The 19173-nt window shown below is 61.1% G+C and carries 20 protein-coding genes and 1 tRNA gene; 12 read left to right on the top strand and 9 right to left on the bottom strand.

The features are described from left to right. Together WAO69_RS06045 and WAO69_RS06040 are read left to right on the top strand one after the other, a co-directional pair. The coding region (locus tag WAO69_RS06045; RefSeq protein ID WP_422177154.1) for a hypothetical protein at positions 1–76 on the top strand (76 nt) is incomplete at its 5' end. A 136-nt stretch (positions 77–212) separates the two neighbouring features. Continuing rightward, entirely contained in the window at positions 213–1547 is a 1335-nt protein-coding gene (locus WAO69_RS06040; protein ID WP_422177153.1) for an MATE family efflux transporter, read from the top strand. Between the two features lie 25 nt (positions 1548–1572). Here the strand turns inward: WAO69_RS06040 and WAO69_RS06035 are convergent, their stop codons facing one another. Then, the gene (locus WAO69_RS06035) at positions 1573–2250 is read right to left on the bottom strand and encodes a lysophospholipid acyltransferase family protein (RefSeq protein WP_422177152.1); all 678 of its coding nucleotides are present in this window, start codon (positions 2248–2250) and stop codon (positions 1573–1575) included. Between the two features lie 361 nt (positions 2251–2611). Here WAO69_RS06035 and WAO69_RS06030 point away from each other — a divergent pair, with 361 nt between their 5' ends. The 3 genes from WAO69_RS06030 to WAO69_RS06020 all read left to right on the top strand — a co-directional run bounded on the left by WAO69_RS06030 (position 2612) and on the right by WAO69_RS06020 (position 4833). Next, positions 2612–3460, top strand: a complete 849-nt coding sequence (locus WAO69_RS06030; RefSeq protein WP_422177151.1) for an FAS1-like dehydratase domain-containing protein — start codon at positions 2612–2614, stop codon at positions 3458–3460. Continuing rightward, positions 3457–4698, top strand: coding sequence for a CoA transferase (locus WAO69_RS06025; RefSeq protein ID WP_422177150.1), 1242 nt, complete (start codon positions 3457–3459; stop codon positions 4696–4698). The genes WAO69_RS06030 and WAO69_RS06025 overlap by 4 nt, the downstream gene beginning before the upstream one ends. Before the next feature lie 59 nt (positions 4699–4757). After that, a tRNA-Trp gene (locus tag WAO69_RS06020) sits at positions 4758–4833 on the top strand. Between the two features lie 71 nt (positions 4834–4904). Here WAO69_RS06020 and cls read toward each other — a convergent pair. The 7 genes from cls to WAO69_RS05985 all read right to left on the bottom strand — a co-directional run bounded on the left by cls (position 4905) and on the right by WAO69_RS05985 (position 13134). Then, the gene (gene cls / locus WAO69_RS06015) at positions 4905–6353 is read right to left on the bottom strand and encodes a cardiolipin synthase (RefSeq protein ID WP_422177149.1); all 1449 of its coding nucleotides are present in this window, start codon (positions 6351–6353) and stop codon (positions 4905–4907) included. Between the two features lie 147 nt (positions 6354–6500). Beyond that, on the bottom strand, positions 6501–7925 hold the full coding sequence (locus WAO69_RS06010) for an amidase (RefSeq protein ID WP_422177148.1): 1425 nt from the start codon (positions 7923–7925) through the stop codon (positions 6501–6503). Positions 7926–7935: 10 nt separating this feature from the next. Continuing rightward, positions 7936–9159: a serine hydrolase domain-containing protein gene (locus WAO69_RS06005; protein WP_422177147.1), complete on the bottom strand. Its 1224-nt coding sequence runs from the start codon at positions 9157–9159 to the stop codon at positions 7936–7938. Positions 9160–9210: 51 nt separating this feature from the next. After that, positions 9211–10233, bottom strand: a complete 1023-nt coding sequence (locus WAO69_RS06000) for an extracellular solute-binding protein (protein ID WP_422177146.1) — start codon at positions 10231–10233, stop codon at positions 9211–9213. A gap of 63 nt (positions 10234–10296) precedes the next feature. Then, entirely contained in the window at positions 10297–11148 is an 852-nt protein-coding gene (locus WAO69_RS05995; protein ID WP_422177145.1) for an ABC transporter permease, read from the bottom strand. After that, entirely contained in the window at positions 11141–12073 is a 933-nt protein-coding gene (locus WAO69_RS05990) for an ABC transporter permease (protein ID WP_422177144.1), read from the bottom strand. The genes WAO69_RS05995 and WAO69_RS05990 overlap by 8 nt, the downstream gene beginning before the upstream one ends. Positions 12074–12078: 5 nt before the next feature. Then, positions 12079–13134 carry an ABC transporter ATP-binding protein gene (locus tag WAO69_RS05985; protein ID WP_422177143.1) on the bottom strand — a complete coding sequence of 352 codons (1056 nt, stop codon included), beginning with the start codon at positions 13132–13134 and terminating at the stop codon, positions 12079–12081. Between the two features lie 172 nt (positions 13135–13306). Here WAO69_RS05985 and WAO69_RS05980 point away from each other — a divergent pair, with 172 nt between their 5' ends. The 3 genes from WAO69_RS05980 to WAO69_RS05970 all read left to right on the top strand — a co-directional run bounded on the left by WAO69_RS05980 (position 13307) and on the right by WAO69_RS05970 (position 16127). Further along, positions 13307–13960 (top strand): TetR/AcrR family transcriptional regulator, encoded by a 654-nt coding sequence (locus WAO69_RS05980; RefSeq protein ID WP_422177142.1) that lies wholly within the window; start codon positions 13307–13309, stop codon positions 13958–13960. Further along, on the top strand, positions 13957–15621 hold the full coding sequence (locus WAO69_RS05975) for an amidohydrolase (RefSeq protein ID WP_422177141.1): 1665 nt from the start codon (positions 13957–13959) through the stop codon (positions 15619–15621). The genes WAO69_RS05980 and WAO69_RS05975 overlap by 4 nt, the downstream gene beginning before the upstream one ends. Before the next feature lie 89 nt (positions 15622–15710). Then, a complete protein-coding gene (locus WAO69_RS05970) occupies positions 15711–16127 on the top strand; it encodes a hypothetical protein (RefSeq protein WP_422177140.1) in 417 nt (138 codons plus the stop codon). Between the two features lie 43 nt (positions 16128–16170). On the opposite strand, the gene WAO69_RS05965 is transcribed toward WAO69_RS05970, so the two are convergent. Continuing rightward, entirely contained in the window at positions 16171–16722 is a 552-nt protein-coding gene (locus WAO69_RS05965; protein ID WP_422177139.1) for a peroxiredoxin-like family protein, read from the bottom strand. Between the two features lie 90 nt (positions 16723–16812). On the opposite strand from WAO69_RS05965, the gene WAO69_RS05960 reads away from it, so the two are divergent. The 4 genes from WAO69_RS05960 (at position 16813) to WAO69_RS05945 (ending at position 19130) form a co-directional block, all read left to right on the top strand. After that, complete coding sequence (locus WAO69_RS05960) at positions 16813–17559, top strand: AraC family transcriptional regulator (RefSeq protein WP_422177138.1); 747 nt, start codon at positions 16813–16815, stop codon at positions 17557–17559. Between the two features lie 54 nt (positions 17560–17613). Then, positions 17614–17811 carry a preprotein translocase subunit SecE gene (gene secE, locus WAO69_RS05955; RefSeq protein WP_422177137.1) on the top strand — a complete coding sequence of 66 codons (198 nt, stop codon included), beginning with the start codon at positions 17614–17616 and terminating at the stop codon, positions 17809–17811. Positions 17812–17986: 175 nt separating this feature from the next. Beyond that, on the top strand, positions 17987–18520 hold the full coding sequence (gene nusG / locus WAO69_RS05950) for a transcription termination/antitermination protein NusG (RefSeq protein WP_422177136.1): 534 nt from the start codon (positions 17987–17989) through the stop codon (positions 18518–18520). Positions 18521–18620: 100 nt separating this feature from the next. Then, positions 18621–19130, top strand: a complete 510-nt coding sequence (locus WAO69_RS05945; protein WP_422177135.1) for an adenylate/guanylate cyclase domain-containing protein — start codon at positions 18621–18623, stop codon at positions 19128–19130. Positions 19131–19173 lie beyond the last annotated feature (43 nt).

Here is a 19173-nt window from a genome sequence, read left to right as displayed (position 1 = left end):
ACAAGGCCTGCGCTTTGCCATCCGCGAAGGTGGCCGCACGGTTGGTGCCGGAGTTGTGTCCAAAATCACCGACTGATTTTGACACCGCAGACGGGCAGGGCGATTTCCCAAAAAATCGCCCGGAGCCTGTGCTAGAGTTCATCAATGGCCGTCCGTCAGGGCGGCCATTCTTGTAACAGCCCTTGCGCAACTTGATCCGGACAGTTGATCTCATGACCGCCCCACCCGGATTGCTGCGCAGGGTTCTGAGCGAAATGCCCCGGACATTCGGGCTTGCATTTCCCATCATCGTCGGGCTTGCGGCGGCAACCCTGATCGGGCTTGTCGACACGATCATGATTGCGCCGCTCGGCACTGAACCTCTCGCAGCGGCAGGGCTGACCTCCAGTATTCTGACCATCTTTCTGGCCGCCCTTTATGGGCTGATCGCGGTGGCCAGCATCCTGATGGCGCAGGCCAGCGGCAGTGATGAGCCTGATCTGGTTTCGGCCCGGCTGCGCAACGGTCTGGCTCTTGCCGCGCTTGCAGGGCTGTGCGCTGCGGCGGGGATGATCCTGCTGTTCCCGGTCTTGCACCTGCTGGGCCAGCCGCCACAGGTTCTGGCGATCCTGCTGCCCTATTGGATCGCGATGGCCTGTCTGCTTGTGCCGTTTTCCGCGCTGTACCTGATCAAAGGCCTGTTCGAGGCAATCGAGCGTCCATGGATGGGCACCGCCTTTGCCCTCATCGGCGTTTTGGTCAACATCCCGCTGAACTGGCTGCTGATCTACGGGCTTGGCCCCTGGGAAGAGCTTGGTCTGTTGGGGGCCGGGCTTGCCAGTCTTTTCGCGCAGAGTTTTGCCTTGCTGTGCGCCTGGCTCTACTGGATCCGCGCGCGCAGCATGGCCCCCTATCGCGCGCCTGCGCGGCTGTCGCTCAGGACCATGCGTGCTTTGCTCAGCCAAGGCTGGCCGGTTGCGCTGACCTATACCGGGGAAGGTCTGGCCTATGCGGTCGTGGGCATCATGCTGGGATGGCTGGGGGCGGCCGCGCTGGCGGCGAACCAGATGGTAGGCTCCATCGGTTCGATTCTCTACATGCTGCCGCTTGGCATGGCCGCCGCTGTCGGTATCCGCATCGCGCAAGTGGTCGGGGCCGGGCAGCACGATCGCACGCGCGCCATCGGACTGGGAGCCATCGGCTCGGTTGTCGCCTGGATGGCGCTGGTGGCTGGCCTCTTGATCCTGTGGCGGCGCGACATTGCCTTGGCCTTGTCAGATGACCCCGAGGTGATCGCCGTTGCCAGCGTTGTCTTCCTGAGCGTGGCATTGATGCAGGTGGCCGATGGTATCCAGTCCACGGCGATGGGTGCCTTGCGTGGCATGTCCGACAACCTCGTGCCGGCGGGTGTGTCGATACTGGCCAACTGGGTGATCGCCCTGCCGCTTGCCTATCTTCTGGGCATCTGGCTGGAGATGGGACCGGGCGGTGTCTGGATCGGCTATGGTCTTGGCTTGATGACAGCCGCCATCGCCCTGGCCATTCGGTTCCTGCGCAAAAGCGCATAGCCCAGCCCGACTGCAGGCAGGTGCCCTAGCGGCGGGGGAGTTTGGGCAGGGGCTTGATCTTGCGGCCAACCCGGCGATCGCCGTCATCGGTTACCGCATCGATCGTCGCTTCAAGGCTCAGGCGCTGGCGCTCGATCTCGGCCTCATCCGCATCCCGGTCGATCCGGCCATTCCATTCCTGACAGGTCAGCACACCCCGGCTCCAGGGCATGGGCAAGATCAGCTTGTCCCAGGTGGGCAGCTTGATCACGCGATCGGCCGCGAATGAGACGGCAAACATCCGGCAGCCCGATACCCGCGCCCACATCAGCGGCACGGTCGAGGCCACCCGCGCAGGTCCTCCCGGCCCGTCCACTGCGATCCCGATGGACGAACCCGCCCTGATCCGGCGCAGCACCTCGCGCGACAGCGTCACATGGCGCTTGTGGCTCGACATCGGCACGGTGTCATAGCCGAACCTGTTCAACAGCTGCCCCGCAAGCCGCCCCGCGCGCGCCGATGTGGTCAGCGATGAGATCGGGCCAAGCGCGACAGGAAACATGTAACCGGCCATCACCAGGCGCTGATGCCACAAGGCCATGATGATCGGCTCGCCGCGCGCCACGCAGGCATCCATCTCTTCAAAGCCCACGCGGTCGATCTGCGATGTGCGATGGGCAAATCGCACATAGCCCGCCAGACGGTCTTCCGTCCAACGGTTCACCCCGGGGTGATCAGCTATGCGTTTGCGCAAACTCGGCATCGAATGGTCCGCAATGAGGATTCGGACCTCTTTTAGCGACCCTGAGCGTCGGCGCAATTGTGCGATAACCCGGTTTCCAGCCTTGTGTACACTCGCATGCTGCAAAAACATGTGAAAAACGGATTTCGCTGCAACTGCAAACTGAAGTGAAAATTCTCAGCGCTGGCAGGCCTCTGCCGGGATGTGCAGATGCAGCAACGGCGTTCGGTATACCTTGGTATCCTGCTAACCCATTAAAAAACATTGATTTTTTCCCTGAACGCTCGACATTATGGTAACAACATCCACCGAAATTGACGATGCAAGAGTGCGTATGGACCAGATGAACCTATCCGCGTGGGAGAGCCGGACCGAGACACGGCAAGGCGGTCTGAGCGCGCAGCTGGCGGCCATGGCTCAGGCGACATTCGGCGGCGCGCAACAACAGTTGCACCCCGGTGACCCGATGCCCCCTTTGTGGCACTGGTTCGCTTTCTTGCCCTCGACCCCCACCGGAGAGCTGGGCCGCGACGGCCATCCGCCTCTTGGCGACTTTCTTCCGCCGGTCCGGCTGGAGCGCCGCATGTGGGCAGGTGGCAGCCTGAGCTTTCACGCCGCTTTGCACGTGGGTGAGGCCCTGACCCGGCGCTCGGTCATTCGCAAGGTGGTCGAAAAAGAAGGTGCCGCCGGTGCGATGGTATTCGTCACCGTCGATCATGAAATCTCGGGCGAGGCCGGTCTCGCCATCCGCGAGCAACAGGATATCGTCTATCTTGCCATCGGCGACAGGTTTCAGCCTCCGCGCAGGCAGGATGTTCCTGTCGATCCGGTTTTCGCCACAGCTTACGAGACCACGCCGCCTTTGCTGTTTCGCTATTCGGCGCTCACCTTCAATGCGCATCGCATTCACTACGATGTGCCTTATGCGCAAGAGATCGAACATTACCCCGGTCTGGTGGTGCACGGGCCGTCGCAGGCAAACCTGCTGATCGACGCCGCCACCCGCCATGCCGGGCGTTGCCCGGATCAGTTCTCGTTCCGGGGGGTGCACCCGGTCTTTGTCGGTCAGGAATTGCACCTGATCGGGGCGCAGGCAGACGATCAGGGGCTGACCCTTTGCACGGCAGTCACCGAGGACGGGGCACAGTATCAGGGCATGCAGGCCAAAGCGATCTGGGAGGATCAGATATGACCGGAATTCTCAATGGTATGCGGGTGGTCGAAGGCTCTGCCTTTGTCGCGGTTCCGCTGGCGGGGATGACACTGGCTCAGATGGGCGCAGACGTGATCCGCTTTGACCGCATCGGCGGCGGGCTGGACGCTGACCGCTGGCCGGTTGCACCAAGCGGCCAAAGCCTGTTCTGGGCGGGCCTGAACAAGGGCAAGCGCTCGATCGCGGTGGACATGAAGTCAGAGCGCGGGCGCGAGTTGATCACGCAGATCATCACCGCACCCGGCGACGATGCGGGCTTGTTTCTGACCAACCTGCGGGTGCGCGGCTGGATGGATTATCCCACGCTCAGCCAGTTTCGTGAGGATCTGATCATGGTCACGCTGATGGGGGACCGTCATGGGCGCCCGCAAGTGGATTACACCGTGAACCCGGCCCTGGGAATTCCCGACATCACAGGTCCCGAGGGGCATGCAGACCCGGTGGCCAGCGCAGTTCCGGCCTGGGATCTGATTGCGGGAAATCTGGTTGTCTCGTCGCTTCTGGCAGCAGAGCGTCATCGCCTGAAAACCGGCAAGGGTCAGGACGTCGAGCTTTCGCTCAAGGACGTGGCCGCTGCCACCATCGGTCATCTGGGCATGATCGGGGATGCGGTGCTGAACACGCAAGAACGCGGGAAATCCGGCAATGCGCTTTATGGCGCATATGGGCAGGATTTCGTCTGCGCGGACGGACGCCGCGTCATGGTGATCGGCCTGACCTCGCGCCAATGGGCCGGTCTGGTCAAGGCCACCGGCACCGAAGACGCGATGGCCGAGCTGGGCCGGCGCACCTGCGCAAACCTGCGCGATGAGGGCGTGCGCTGGACCCTGCGCCATGAGATCACGGCGATTCTTTCGCCATGGTTCGCTGCACGCCGCGTGGAAGAGTTCGCAGGTGATTTCAACGCCTCCGGCCTGACCTGGTCCGAGTTCCGCACAACCCGCGAGGCGGTGCGGCAAGATCCGGATCTTTCCACCGACAACCCGATGTTCACCAACCTGATGCAGCCCGGGCTTGGCATCTTTCCCGTGCCGGGACTGCCGACCTCATTCTCGGCCCATCCGCGCACGCCGCCGGAACCAGCGCCTGTGCTGGGTGCGCATACAGAAGAAATTCTGGGTGATGTGGCCCGCCTGAGCGATACCGAGATTGCACAGCTCTTTGACACGGGTGTGGTGCAAAGCCCCTCATATGCCGCGCCGCGCTCTGCCGCGTGACAGGGTCGAAAACCCCTTGCAAAGCGCCACGTGCCCGCTTAATCACCGTCTTGGCTTTTAGGGGTATAGCTCAGCTGGTAGAGCGACGGTCTCCAAAACCGTAGGTCGCGGGTTCGAACCCTGCTGCCCCTGCCAGCCTTATCCAGCACCACATGACGCGCACCGCCCCGGCCTCCGGGGCGCCGCTGCCGTCGCGGTGACAGGCGCTAGAGAACCGGTCCGAACATCGCCACCGCGTTGTTCCAAAGATGCCGCCTGTGGCCCCAGGCGACGATGGTTTCCATATGCACTTCTTGTGAACTGGCGATGTAATCCTGCTGGCGCTCTCGCAGCTTCAACGCCAGGTCGCTGGATTGGATCAGGATGTTGTTTTCATAGTTCAGATCGAAACTTCTGCGATCCAGATTGGCCGAGCCTATCAGGGCAATTTCCTGATCAAGGGTCAGCGTTTTCGCGTGCAGCAGACCTTCGGTGTACTCAAAGATGCGTACACCGGCCTCTACCAGCTCTACGTAATAACTCCGGCTGGCCGCCGCCACGACCCACGAGTCGTTGCGCGCCGGCAGAACCAGCCTGGTATCCACCCCCCTGCGGCCAGCGGCACAAAGGGCTGAATGCATTGCCTCCGAGGGCACATAATAGGGCGTGGTCACCGTCAATGTTTCGCGGGCGGCATGCATGAGCGTTTCGAACAATTCCGGCATTGCGGACGAGCGCACAGTGGGACCAGTACCAATGGCCTGCGCGACAATGCCGCCCGGTTTGGAACTGCTCCATGCGGTGCTCTCCAGTTCCGGCATCTCTTCCTCGGTATGGGACAACCAGTCCTGCAGGAACAACCTCTGGTTCTGCAGTGCGATCGGGCCCTCAAAGCGCACCATCAGATCCACCCAGGGCGCGTATTTGGCCTTGACCCTGAATTCCGGGTCGGCGCAGTTCTGGCTGCCGCAATATGTCAGGCGATTGTCGATGACGACGATCTTGCGATGGTTCCTCAGATCAATGCGGCCCCGGATCGGATGCAGGAACGGGTTGCTCACGGGCAGTGCCCGCACAAGGCGCACACCGGCCTTTTCCATGTCACCCCAATAGGCTGAGCGTATCAGCGCGCGCGATCCGATATCATCCGCCATGGCACGCACAGTCACACCCCGACTGGCTGCGCGCTTGACCGCCTCCACGACCTTCAGACCGTTCGTATCGGTCAGCCAGATGTAAAACAGAAGATGAACCGTCTGCTCGGCGGCATCAATGTCCGCGACCATGGTATCGATCGTGGCATGCGAATCCGCCATCAGCTCAGCGGTGTTGCCACCAACCGGATTGAAACCATCAATCGAATGGCCTGCCGCAAACAGGTGAGCATTTGCCGGATCAATCTTGAGCGTATCACTGGTTTGCCCATCGCTTGATGCCAGCTTTGCAAAGCGGTCCGATACTTTCCTGTATCGCGCGACCTGCTTGCGCCCGATATTCGTTTCGCCGAACAGGAAATAGCTCAGCATCCCGATGGCTGGCAGCGCCAGGATGATAAGCACCCAGGCAATCCGCGCAGATGGCTCGCGATGGGGGCGCAACAAGGCACGCCGCAGGAACAGCAGTTGCACCGAAAGATGCACAACCAGCAAGGACAGAGCCCAGACCGTCGAGCTCATTCTTCAAATATCCGTGTGTTGACCGTCAGGATCGACATGTGCCCGATCATTCGTTCCAGGGAACGTGTTGTCAATTGCACCGGCATATCGTGCAGGGTGCATCCCGTTCTTGGTGCCGGATACCGATCCGTCGCGTCGCGCGCGCGGTCAGAGTTTCGGCCGATCGGCCTTGGTGGCGAACCACCCGCCCGAGGCCGCCTCGAACGCCATGGCCGCCTGAAACACGATCTCGTCCCGATAGGTCGGCGCGATGATCTGCAGCCCCGTCGGCACTCCGTTTGAGGCGAAGCCAGACGGAACCGAGACAACCGGACACCGGCTCATCATGTTGAAGGGCGTTGTCATGACCCAGCCCAGTTCCGGGCGGACCTCGACCCCATTGATGTGAACGCTGTCCTTTGACGGGTCGAAATCGGCGTTCACCGCAGGCAGGGCGTTGGTGGGGCAGATCAGACAGTCATAGGACTGCAACAGAGGCCCCAGTTTCTTGTAGGCTTCACCTGCCACGACCAGACTGTCGACAAAGTCGCTCGCGGTCGAGCTCAGCGCCTTCTTGGCAAAGTCGCGGCAATAGGTGGTCATGATATCGCCGTACTCCTCCAGGTCTTGCGACAAGGCACCGCCGAACAGATGGTTCAGATAGGCCATGCAGCCGTCCAACACCTCGGGACCCCAGCCGATATCGACTTCTTCTACCGTGGCGCCCAGACTGCGAAAGATGTCAGCGGCGGCAAGGGTATTGCGTCGCACATCCGCATCCACCTCAAAGCTGCCAAGGTCCATGGATAGCGCGATTTTCCAGCCCTTGATATTGGGATAGTCCGTCGGCAGGGTCAGTTTCGGATAGATCGTCGAGATATCCATAGGGTGCGGGCCGCACATGATGTTCTGCAACAGGATCGCATCCGAGACAGACCGTGCCAACGGGCCGGTGTGGCAATAGAAATCCAGGTTGAACGGCGTATCATCCGGATTGCGCCCATAGGGCGGTTTGTATCCCACCAGACCGCAGCAGGACGCCGGGATGCGGATCGAACCGCCGATATCCGATCCCGTGGCCAGAGACGACGTCCCGAGGGCAAGCGAAGCGGCCGACCCCCCCGAAGATCCCCCCGGCGTCTTTTCCAGATTCCACGGGTTCCGCGTGACCCCCCAAAGATCTGTCCAGGTGACGCCGGCACAGGAAAACTCGGGCGTCGCCGTGCGCGCATGTACAATCGCCCCCTCGGCCAGGATGCGCTCGTTCATGGGTGATGTTTTCTCGGCCACGAAGTCCTTCATGATCAAGGACCCGCTCGACGTGGGTTTGCCCGCGATATGGCTTTCGTCCTTGATCGCGACTGGCAGGCCGTCCAGACAGCCCGATGGCTCTCCTTTGTTCCAGCGTGCCTCGGCTTGTTTGGCCAGCTCGCGGGCTTCGTCGAAATGGGTGTAGGTAAAGGCGTTGACGGTCTCGGCCGTCGCCTCGGCGCGGGCGATCTGGGCATCCAGCAGCTCGACGGGCGACAGGGTTTTGTCGGCAAACCGGCGCATGGTTTCGGTCGCAGACAGATAAAGCAGTTCTTCAAACATCATGTTTCCTTCACGATTGCGCGGCAACGACCGCATCGACGCCATTCATCCAGTCGCCCAAATAGCCGTCATCGCTCAGGGCGACGGGCCAGCTGGACAGTTTCACCGCGACCAGAGCGCGCTCCGGATCAATCAGAACGTGCTGACCATGAATACCAAGGCACATATGCGCAGGTCTGTCCCGGTCCGGAATCCAGAACATGTTGCGGTACCGGCCATTGGGAAACGCCACGCGGTGGTCATCATCAAACAGACCGTGATCGCCCCTGCGGACATCCTCGATCCAGGCACGCGGTACGATCTGGCGGCCATCGCGGGTGCCATCTTCCAGCATCAGCCGGCCAAACCGCGCCATGTCGCGCAGCGTGGCATTGTACCCGCCATCCGACATGGCAAAGCCGGCGCGGTCGACCACGAAAAAGCCGTCTTCCTCGGCCCCCATCGGCCCCCAAAGCCGCTGGGACATCATCGGTACGAACTGCTGCCCGGTGGCGCGTTCCATGATTGTCGACAACACCTCGGTCTCGATCGAGCGATAGGAAAACCGCGCGCCATGCGCGGCCTCGGCCTCGGTCAGGGACTGGATCAGGTCCCACATCGTGGCGGGCACCTCGTCGGGGGGCATTTCGGGCGGCGGTGTGCGCAACCCGGCGGCGATATCCAGCTTCCAGACATGCGCCAGCGGGCTGTCATAGGTCTCGTCAAAGACGGTACCTGTTGTCATGTCCAGCACCTGCTGAACCGTGGCTCCGTTCCAGGCCGTATGCGCCAGCTCGGGCACATAGGCGGTCACCGGTGCCGAGGGATCAAGTGCACCATCCGCGATCAGGCACCCGGCGACGGTGGATGTCAGGCTTTTTGACATCGAGAAAATGATGTGGCGCGACCTTGGGGTCATGCCGTTGAAATACTGTTCGACGATGATGCGCCCGTCATGCCAGATCAGGGCGGCGTCGGTATAGGTATCATCCAGCATTCCCGCCCATGTGGTGGGCTGGCCCGAGACCGTTTCGAACGCGATATCGTCCACGTCCTGCAATGCGGACGGCATATCCCAGACCGTATCCGCGCGCTGCACATCGGCGCTCAGAGCAACCTGGCTCATGTTCTGGAAGGTCCAGCGATTGAATGGCGGGCGGTCATAGCCATCCCGCGGGATCCGCCATTCCGGCGGCACCGGGGTACCCTGCATGATCGGAGCCGGCTGTTGGGAGTTCTTGTAACTGTCAGTCATGAGACACACTCAGATGAAAACGGGGCACCTGTGCGGTGCCCCGTCCAGGTCTTACTTCTGCAGATCGGTCCAGATGCGGGTATACAGCGCCTGAACATCCGACGGGCATGCCTGGTTGAACACACCCTTGTCTTTCAACTCGGCCGGGATGACGATCTCGGGCGCGGTCTTCATGTCCTCGGGCATGAAGTCTTCAGAACCCGTGATGCCGTTGGCATAGCGTGCAAACGCCGAAATCAGCGCGGCGTTCTCAGGCTCCATGATGAAGTTCTGGAACATCTTGGCTTCTTCGACATTCTTGGCATCTGCAAGAACGGCAACCGAATCCATCCACACCACATAGCCTTCCTTGGGATAGCCATAGGCGATGTTCTCGTTCTGCAGGCGCATCCGGAACGTCGAGCCGTTCCAGTTCACGCCGGCCCAGAGATCTTCCTTGGCGAATTTTTCAAGGTTCCCATAATCCATGCCCAGCCAATGCTTCTTGGCTTCGACCAGACCATCGCGCACTTGCCGGAGGATTTCCTTGTCGCCGGTGCAGGGTGTGCCGCCGTAATACATGATCGCCAGCGCCATGATGTCACCCATCTCGGGGACAACGTTGATCTTGCCTTTCAGCTCATCGGGCGGATCCATGAAGATGGCCGATGTGTTGATATCGCCATCATAGTATTTGGTGTTCACGACCACACCGGTCGTGCCCCACTGCCATGGCACGGTATAGTGACGGCCCGGATCCCATGCGACATCGACCCAGGTGGGATCGACGTTCTTGAAATTCTCCATCTCGTCAGGACGGGTTTCCATCAGAAGACCTTCGCCCACCCAGATCGGGACATAGGAATGGGACGGCACGACGATATCAAAGCCGTGACCGCCCGCCTTGACCTTGGCCAGTGCGGTGTCGTTGCTGTCATAGTCGGTGATCGTGACCTTGATGCCGGTCTCGGCCTCGAATTTCTCGATCAGTTCGGGGTTCGTATAGTTCCCCCAGTTGTAAATGTTCAGTTCCTTGGCAAACGCGCCACTGGCACACAGCGCCAGGACGGAGGCTGCGAGAATTGTCGATTTCATGTTTTCTCTCCTTGGTGTCGGTTACGTATTATGTCGATCGGCTCTGACGGCCGACTTGCGCCATCATCCCTTTCGCATGGTCAGGCGGAAAAACAGGGCGACAAGGATCGCGCCGGCGAACAGGATCACCGTCGAGATCGCGTTGACCTCAGGGGTAACCACCCGACGAAGCTGACCCAACATATAGGTCGGCAGGGTCTCCTGCCCGGCGGATTTGACGAATTCGGTGATCACCACCGTGTCCATCGAAATGACAAAGGCCAGCATCAGACCGGCAATGATGCCCGGCCACATCAGCGGCAGGGTCACCTTGAGGAAGGTCTGAGATTTCGACGCATAAAGATCCTGCGCGGCCGTCTCATAGGACATGTCCATCGTCTCAAGACGCGCGCGGATCGGCAGATAGGCAAAGGGCACGCAAAACGCGGTATGCGCGACGATCAGATAGATCATGGACGTATGGCCGGTCCAGACCTTGATCGCGGCAAACACGATCAGAAGCGCCACGGCCGTGACGATCTCGGGCACCATCAGCGGTTGGTTGATCAATGCGTAAATCATCGTCTTGCCGGGGAAATGCCGTGTCCGGGTGGTTGCCAAAGCCGCCATGGTTGCCGCAATCGTTCCGACGGTCGAGGCGCAGAACGCCAGGTACAAGGACCGGATCGCCGCATCCTGCACGGCCTCGTTCGCCAGCGCCTGCTGATACCAGCGCAGCGAAAACCCCTCCCAGATCGCCAGCGAGGTGCCTTCGTTGAAGGAATACACCACGAGGATCGAAATCGGCGCATAAAGAACAAACATCGTGAACAGCGCCACCACCGCAAAGCCCGGCAAAGTGCGCACCGAATATCCCTTGCGATAGCGCGCCGGTGCCTGTGGCGTTGACACCGGGGTGGTCGTCGCATCAGCCATCTGCGCGCTCCCTTGATGTGACACGGACGTAATAGATCAAGGCCACCATCACCGCAGTCATCAGCATGATCGACAAAGCCGCACCCAGCGGCCAGTTGCGCCCTGCGCCGAATTGCAGCTCGATCAGGTTTCCGAACATCAGGTTCTTGCCCCCGCCCAGAACGCGCGGCGTCACATAGGCACCCAGTGACGGGATGAACACCAGAATGGACCCCGCGATGATCCCGGGTTTGATCAGTGGCAGGATCACCCGGCGAAAGGCTGTCCAGCGGCTGGCATAAAGGTCATGCGCGGCCTCCACGAGGCGGAAATCCAGCTTGTCCACGGCGGCATAGACCGGTAGGACCATCAGCGGCAGATAGACATAGGTCATGCCGAACCCGATGGCGAAATCGGTGAACATCATCTGGATCGGCTGCGAGATCACACCCAGCTTGAGCAGCACCAGGTTGATCACGCCTTCATTGCGGATCAGTTCCTGAATGGCGATCGTGCGCACCAGAAGGTTGGTCCAGAACGGAACGGTGATCAGAAACAGCCACAGCTCGCGCTTGCCGGGGGGCTGCGTGGCGATGAACCACGCGGTCGGCACCCCAAAGATCAAGGTCAGGATCGTGGTGATCACCGAGAGCGAGAAGGACCGCCAGAAGATCGAAAGATGCGCATCCGCCCACATCAGCGTGTCATCGAAAATGTCACGCTGCACCAGGGTGCCGGACCAGCCATCCAATGAGAATTCCCAGACGACATTGCCAAATTCGCCCGGCGTCAGGAACGAATAGACCAGCATCACAAGCAGCGGGCCGGCAGCCGCGCAGGTGATGATCACGACGGCGGGCAGGGACAAAAGCCAGCGGCTGCGGATATCGGCGGCGCGGGCTTCTGCCTCCAGCTCTCCGGGACGATATGCGCTGTGCTGGCTCATCGGCATCAATCCCGCAGGACCGTGATCGCGCCGGGGGCAATCGAGATGGTGGTTGTCTCGCCCTCTGCGGGCAGATCACCTCTGCCCTGGGGCGTGTTTGACAGGCGTGCCTTGATCGCGGTGCCATCGGGCAGGCGCAGATGTGCGACAGTCGCCTCGCCGGAATAGACAATGGTCTCCATCTTGGCGCTCAGTCCGGTGTCGCCGCCGATCCCGATATGTTCGGGCCGCACCAGCACGCTGACCTTGCCGTCGGTCACACCCTCGGGGCGATTGACCGGATAGGTCGCGTCGTCACCGGCCAGGGTGACCCCATCACCGGCAAGCGTGGCATCCAGGAAATTGGACTCGCCGATGAAATTGGCCACGAAACGCTCGGCAGGGCGCTGATAGATTTCCTGCGGGCTGCCGATCTGCAGAATCCGCCCGGCGCTCATCACGGCCACCCGGTCGGACATCGTCAAGGCTTCTTCCTGGTCATGGGTGACAAAGACAAAGGTGATTCCGGTTTCGCTTTGCAGACGCTTCAGCTCGATCTGCATTTCCTTGCGCAGTTTCAGATCCAGCGCCGACAGCGGCTCATCCAGCAGCAGCACTTCGGGATGCGGTGCCAGGGCACGGGCCAGCGCGACGCGCTGTTGCTGCCCGCCCGAGATTTCGCTGGTGCGGCGGTCCTTGAGTTCTTCCATCCGCACAAGCCGCAGCATCTCGTCGACGGTGGACTGGACCTCGGCCTTGGGCTTGCCCAGCATCTCCAGCCCGAAGGCGATGTTCTGCGCCACGCTCATATGGGGAAACAGCGCATAGTTCTGAAAGACCGTGTTCACCGGACGCTTGTTCGGAGGCAGCCGCGAGATGTCGCGCCCGCTCAGCAGGATCGCCCCCATCGTCGGAGGTTCAAACCCCGCGATCAGGCGCAGCAAGGTCGTCTTGCCACAGCCCGAAGGCCCCAGAAGGGTAAAGAATTCATTCTCTGCAATCGTAACGCTGACGTCTCTGAGGGCTGTAAAAGCACTGTCACCGGCACCAAAGACTTTGGTTACATTTTGGATTTCGATCATGTGGCTGCGGTCTTGCCTCGTCAGAATGTCTTGCTGCGATAGTGCCATCGCCAATAGTCATTGTGTCAACACAAAACTTTTATTAGACTAAAATTATCCGATCATCCGAAAGCAACTGCCCGTGTGTGCATCGCCTGTCTCGAAAAATAGACCCGCAGCAGCCGAATCGGGTTTGCGTGAGAGGCAGAAGGCCGAGCGCCGCGAGACGATTCTGAAATGCGCCGAACGGCTGTTCTCGCGCGATGGAATCGACGCCACGACGGTGACCGCGATTGCCGAGGCCGCCGGGGTCTCTCCTCCCACGGTGTTCAACTATTTCGGATCCAAGGAAAACATTCTCAGCACCATCGTCTTCGAAGGAACCGAGAAAGCCCGCAGCGAGAGCTTGCAGCAGATGATGCTGACCGATTGCCCCTTTGACGAGGTCATCGCCGGGGTGATGTTCGCGATGACGGACAAGACGATCGCCATCGCCGGAAAGCGCATCTGGCGCTATGCCGAGGCCGCCCATATCCGCCGCGCGGGAACGGAATTCCAGCGCCGTTTCGATTTTGACGATCTCGCCCTGCGCGCCCTGATCGTGGATTTTCTGAATGCCTATGACATCGCATTGCTCAACAGGTCTGAACCCGACACCGGGGTTCTGGCCGATCTGGTGTTTGATCGCTGGAGCGCTCGATACTTCGAATTCATCAAGGATGACGACATGCCTCTGACCACCCATCGAAAGATTCTGCAGAAAGATGCAGCCGCTCTTGTGCCGCTTGTCTTCACGCCGCAGTTCGCCGCGCGCTCGCCCTTGAAGAAACAAGAGGCCGCACAATGAGCCGCGCCGACATGATCATTCTGAACGGCCACGTCCTGACGATGAATGACGCCGCACCCTTTGCCCAGGCTCTGGCCATCGCCGGGGATCGCATCCTGGCTGTCGGCACGAATGAAGATGTTCTGGCCCTGGCCGATAGCAGCACGCGCCGGATCGACGCTCAGCAAGCCACCGTCATGCCGGGCATGACCGAAGCGCATCTGCATCTGTTTTCAGGGGCTTTTGGCCTGCGGCTCTGCCAGCTGGATGGTGTGCACGGGCTGGATGCGCTGCGCGACAAGGTGCAGCCCTATGCCCGCGCCAATCCCGACGAGGCGCTGCTGATCTGCAAGGCCGCCGATTACAACCTGTTCGGTTCAGGCGTCGCAACCACACGTCAGATGCTGGACGCCGCGCTCCCGGATCGACCTCTGATCCTGTTTGCAGGCGACCACCATACCGCCTGGGCCAACACCGTGGCGTTGGAACGCGCCGGTATCCTGCAGGGCCGCGAGGTGTCGGTCGGCTCCGAGATCGTGATGGCCGCAGATGGCACCGCCTCGGGCGAATTGCGCGAGCATGGTGCCTTTGATCCCGTCATGGAGCTGCGCTCCTCGGGTGGGCGCGAGGGCCTTGGGCTTGGCGGGGTGGAGCCCGAGGGCGATCTCACGCCTGCGCAGAGGGCCGAAGATATCTCGGTGCTGCTCGAAGGTCTGAAACTGTGTTCGTCTTATGGCTTTACCAGCCTGCACAATATGGATGGCAACCGCTATCAGCTGGAGCTGCTGCGCGAGATCGAGGCGGATGGCGGTCTGACCTGCCGCACGGATATCCCGTTTCACCTGACCCCGTCCAAGCCGATCGAAAGCCTGCAAGAGGCCTCTCAGCTGCGCGAAGAATTCGCCAGCGACCGGCTGAGTTCGCGCCGTGTCAAGATGTTCATGGATGGCGTGATCGACAGCGCGACCGCCGTATTGGTCGAGGATTATGCCGACACGCCCGGCTGGAAGGGCGATCTTCTGCATACGCCCGAACGGTTCCACGCCGCCGCGATCGAAGCGGACCGACGCGGCCTGCAGATCGCCGTGCACGCGATCGGCGATGCGGCGATCCGCAATGTGCTGGATGGCTATCAGGCGGCACGCGAGGCGAATGGAGCGCGCGATTCCCGCCACCGGATCGAACATGTCGAACTGTTGCACCCCGACGATCTGCCACGCTTCGTTGAACTGGGGGTCGTGGCCTCGATGCAGCCGTCCCATCCGCCCGGAGCCATGGACTTTCCGCTTGAACCCTGGATCAGCCGTGTCGGTGAAGAGCGTTGGCGCTGGGCTTTTCCCCTGGATGATTTGCGCCGCGAGGGCGTGCCCATCGCCTTTGCCTCGGATTGGCCGGTGGCCGATGTGAACCCGATGCGCAGCGTCAAGGCGGCCATCGCGCGGCGGGCCTGGAAGCCGGGTCTGCCGGATCATGCCTCGACGCTGATGCAGGCGCTGCATGGCTATACGCTGGGCGGTGCCTATGCCGGGCATGAGGATCACCGTCTTGGCAGTCTGGTGCCGGGCCTTCTGGCGGATATCGTCATCATGGACCGGGATCTGGAAGCCACGCAGTTGTCCGATATCGACACGGCGCGCGCGGCAGTGACGATCTGTGGCGGTCAGATCACTTGGGAAGCTTGACGCAAACCCGAGGGGCAGCGCGGCCGGGCAAGGCGACTTGCCCATCCGCCTGATCTGTTTAAACTGACACACCAGACAGCACCGAACCGGTGCCGATATCCAGAACGGGGATTTTCATCGTGGCCGCTTGCATCCGTAGCTTTGGTTTTCTCTCGCTGACCCGCCTGTGCCTGGCCGGGGCCCTGGCCGCGACGCTGGCGCTTCCGGCTTCCGCGCAATTGTCACGCATGCTGTCGGATTCCAACCTCACGCCCGAAGATATCGAGATTGCCACCGCGACCGCGACCGAGCTTTACACCAAGGCCGGTGTGAAAGTCGGCGAAACTGCGCAGTGGAGCAATGAAAAGACCGGAGCCTCCGGGGTTGTGGAAGTCACCCGCGTGGACACCAGTCCCAGATGCGTGTCCTTCGTGCATACCACTGAAGGTAAAGCAAAAAAGCGCAGCCAATCCGCCAGCCGACGGTGTCTGAGCGCGGATAACACCTGGCTGCTGTCAGCCGACTAGAACAGGGCGGGTTCCCCGTGGGGAACCCTGTTTTCGCAGGATGTCAGGCCGCCGCGCCGGGCAGCGCGCCGGTGTATTCGCCGCGCGCCGGATAGGCGTTCTTGATCGCGAAATCGAGCGCGCCGACCAGTTCCGAGAAATGCGGGCGCACAAAGGGCATGGTCTGAACCGATCCGTAATAGAGCGTCTGTTCGGGCGTCACCATGAACAGGCCGGGTTCGGCAAACAGTGCGGGTTCCTCGATACCGATGGATGTCGTGCCGCGACTGGTCGAGATGTAAAGCCCCCATTCCCGCGCCTTCTCAAGGCTCAGATCATAGCCAAAGCGCAGTTTTTCTGCCCCGATCTTTTCGGCCATGCCCTGGGCGCGCTCTTGCCCGTCGGTGCTGACGGCGATGGTGCTGACGCCGCGCTCGGCAAACGCGTCCACGCTCTTTTCCAACTCGCTCAGATAGGTGGCGCAGATCGGGCAATGCAGACCACGGTAAAACGTGATGACAGTGCCGCGCTCGGTGGCTTCGGTGCCAAGGTCAAACCTGCCACTACCCAAAAGGGGCAGCGTGAGGTCAGGTGTCTTGTGGCGAGGGATCAACATGAGGTCTGGTCCTGTGTTTGGTTGCATCGCAACGGGTGTACGTGTATTAATGATAGGGAAAACCCCGATAATCTGATCGAAAGGACTGAAGTGGCTGCGATTGATCGTCTGTCGGCCTTGATGTCGCGCTTTACGCTGCATGTGGATCTGGCCGGCGTTGAGCAGGCGAACCTCTTTGTGCTTGAGGGGGCGGCGGGGCGCATGTTGCATCTGCGGCCCAGATCGCAGGGGCTGCCGCGGGCCGCCGCTGGGCAGATCCTCTTGCAGGCCCATGTCGACTTCGGCGGGGCGGATTCGCCTCTGGCGCTGGCGCTGCCGGATGATCTGGCGCATCCGGTGGATCAGGACGCAGAGCTGGCCGCGGTGATCGCGCTGATGCAGTCCGAAGTTGCCACGCGACGCTGCGGCGGGGCATCGGTCCTTGGCCGTCTGGTCGAGGTTCTGATCGTGCGCCTGTTGCGCGCGCGGCTCGAAGTGGGGGACGTGCCCCGCGGGATGCTGGGCGGACTGGCGGACCAGAGACTGGCGCGCGCCATGGTGGCCATGCATGACCAGCCGGGGCAGGGCTGGAGCAACGAGGACCTTGCCCGGGCGGCCGGCATGTCGCGCAGCCGCTTTATCGCGCGGTTTCGGGAGGCGGTGGGAACCTCGCCTCAGGCCTATCTGCGACAATGGCGTCTGGCGCTGGCGCGACAGGATGTGGCGCGCGGTGACCGGATAGACGCGGTGGCGCGGCGCTATGGCTATGGCTCGCCCGAAGCGCTGACGCATATGTTTCGCCGGGAAACCGGGCAGGCCCCGATGGCCCTGCGCCACGGGGCGGCTGCGCTCTCTTGAATTCAGTGAACCAAGCGGCTATGTCGCGCTGACAAATCGCAAGGATGTCGCCCGATGGCCAAAACCAACCCCGTCCAGTTCGTTCAGCAGGTGCGCTCGGAAGTCTCCAAGGTCGTCTGGCCAACGCGCCGTGAGGTGCTGCTGACGAGTGTGATGGTCTTCATCATGGCGGCGCTGACAGCGGTGTTCTTTGCCCTTGTCGACTTGCTGATCCGCAGCGGTCTGCAGGGCATACTGGGCTTCTTTGGCTAAGGTTGACTTGGGTTTTCGGCCTTGATCAATTGAGAATTGGCGGTTAGATCGCGTGAATTCCCTGAAATGGCGTGCGGCGAATCGAGTTGCGCGCCGATTTTTTCTTGGGAAACCAGATTGCAGATACTCCAGCCCGCATCAGGCGGGATGGCCACAACGAAGGACGGCATGAGACATGGCGAAACGGTGGTATTCGGTCAGCGTGCTCTCGAATTTCGAGAAGAAGATCGCCGAGCAAATCCGGACTTCGGTTGCAGAGCAGGAGCTTGAAGATCAGATCGACGAAGTTCTGGTCCCGACCGAAGAGGTGATCGAGGTCCGTCGCGGCAAGAAAGTCACGACCGAACGTCGCTTCATGCCCGGGTATGTTCTGGTGCATATGGAGATGTCGGATGAGGGGTATCACCTGATCAACTCGATCAACCGCGTCACTGGATTTCTGGGCCCGCAGGGGCGTCCGATGCCGATGCGCGATGCCGAGGTGAACCAGATCCTGAACCGCGTTCAGGAAGGCGAAGAGACACCGCGTACCCTGATCCACTTCGAGATCGGCGAGAAGGTGAAAGTGGCCGATGGCCCGTTCGAGGATTTCGACGGCATGGTCGAGGAAGTGGACGAAGACAACCAGCGCCTGAAGGTGACTGTGTCGATCTTTGGCCGGGAAACTCCGGTCGAGCTGGAATTCACTCAGGTCGCCAAACAGATCTGACACAGCATCTTTGTGATGCAATTGGTTCGAAGATGCGCAATATTCGGTTGCAATGACCTAACCGGATGGATGTTCACAGAGCGCGCGCGCTGAACGTCGGTTGGCAGCCATTCTTGCCGCTGACATCGTCGGCTATTCCCGTCTGATCGGCCTGGATGAAGAAGGCACGCGTGCGCGGCTGAACGCAGTCCTCAGCGATGTCGTGAAACCCGCTTTGGCGCGCTGTCGCGGGCGATTGTTCAAAACCACCGGTGACGGTTTTTTCGCCGAATTCGCGTCGGTTGTCGATGCGGTCGACTGCGCGGTGGAAATCCAGACGGCGATGAATCGGGAAACGGCAGGTGCGACCGCGCCGCTTCGGTTCCGCATGGGCGTGAATCTGGGCGACATTCTGGTCGAAGGCGATATTGAATTTGCACGACCATCACGGGGCCAATGTGACGGGGCCAATGTCGAATTCGAGCGCGCGATCGACATGGAGCCCTCTTATGTGCGGCTGCTGTCACGGTCGGCTCTGTCGCTGACCTCCAAAAGCTTTATCCAGATCTCCGATCCCGATGCGATGGCTCGGTTCGAGGCCGGTCTGCGCAGTGCCGGTCTGCCGGACTAGATCACGACGCAGCTTTGCTTGACCTTTGACTGCGCAAGCTTTA

This window comes from Aestuariivita sp., from assembly GCF_049276915.1.
Taxonomy (GTDB): domain Bacteria; phylum Pseudomonadota; class Alphaproteobacteria; order Rhodobacterales; family Rhodobacteraceae; genus Aestuariivita.
This window is presented reverse-complemented; position numbering and strand designations above follow the sequence as displayed.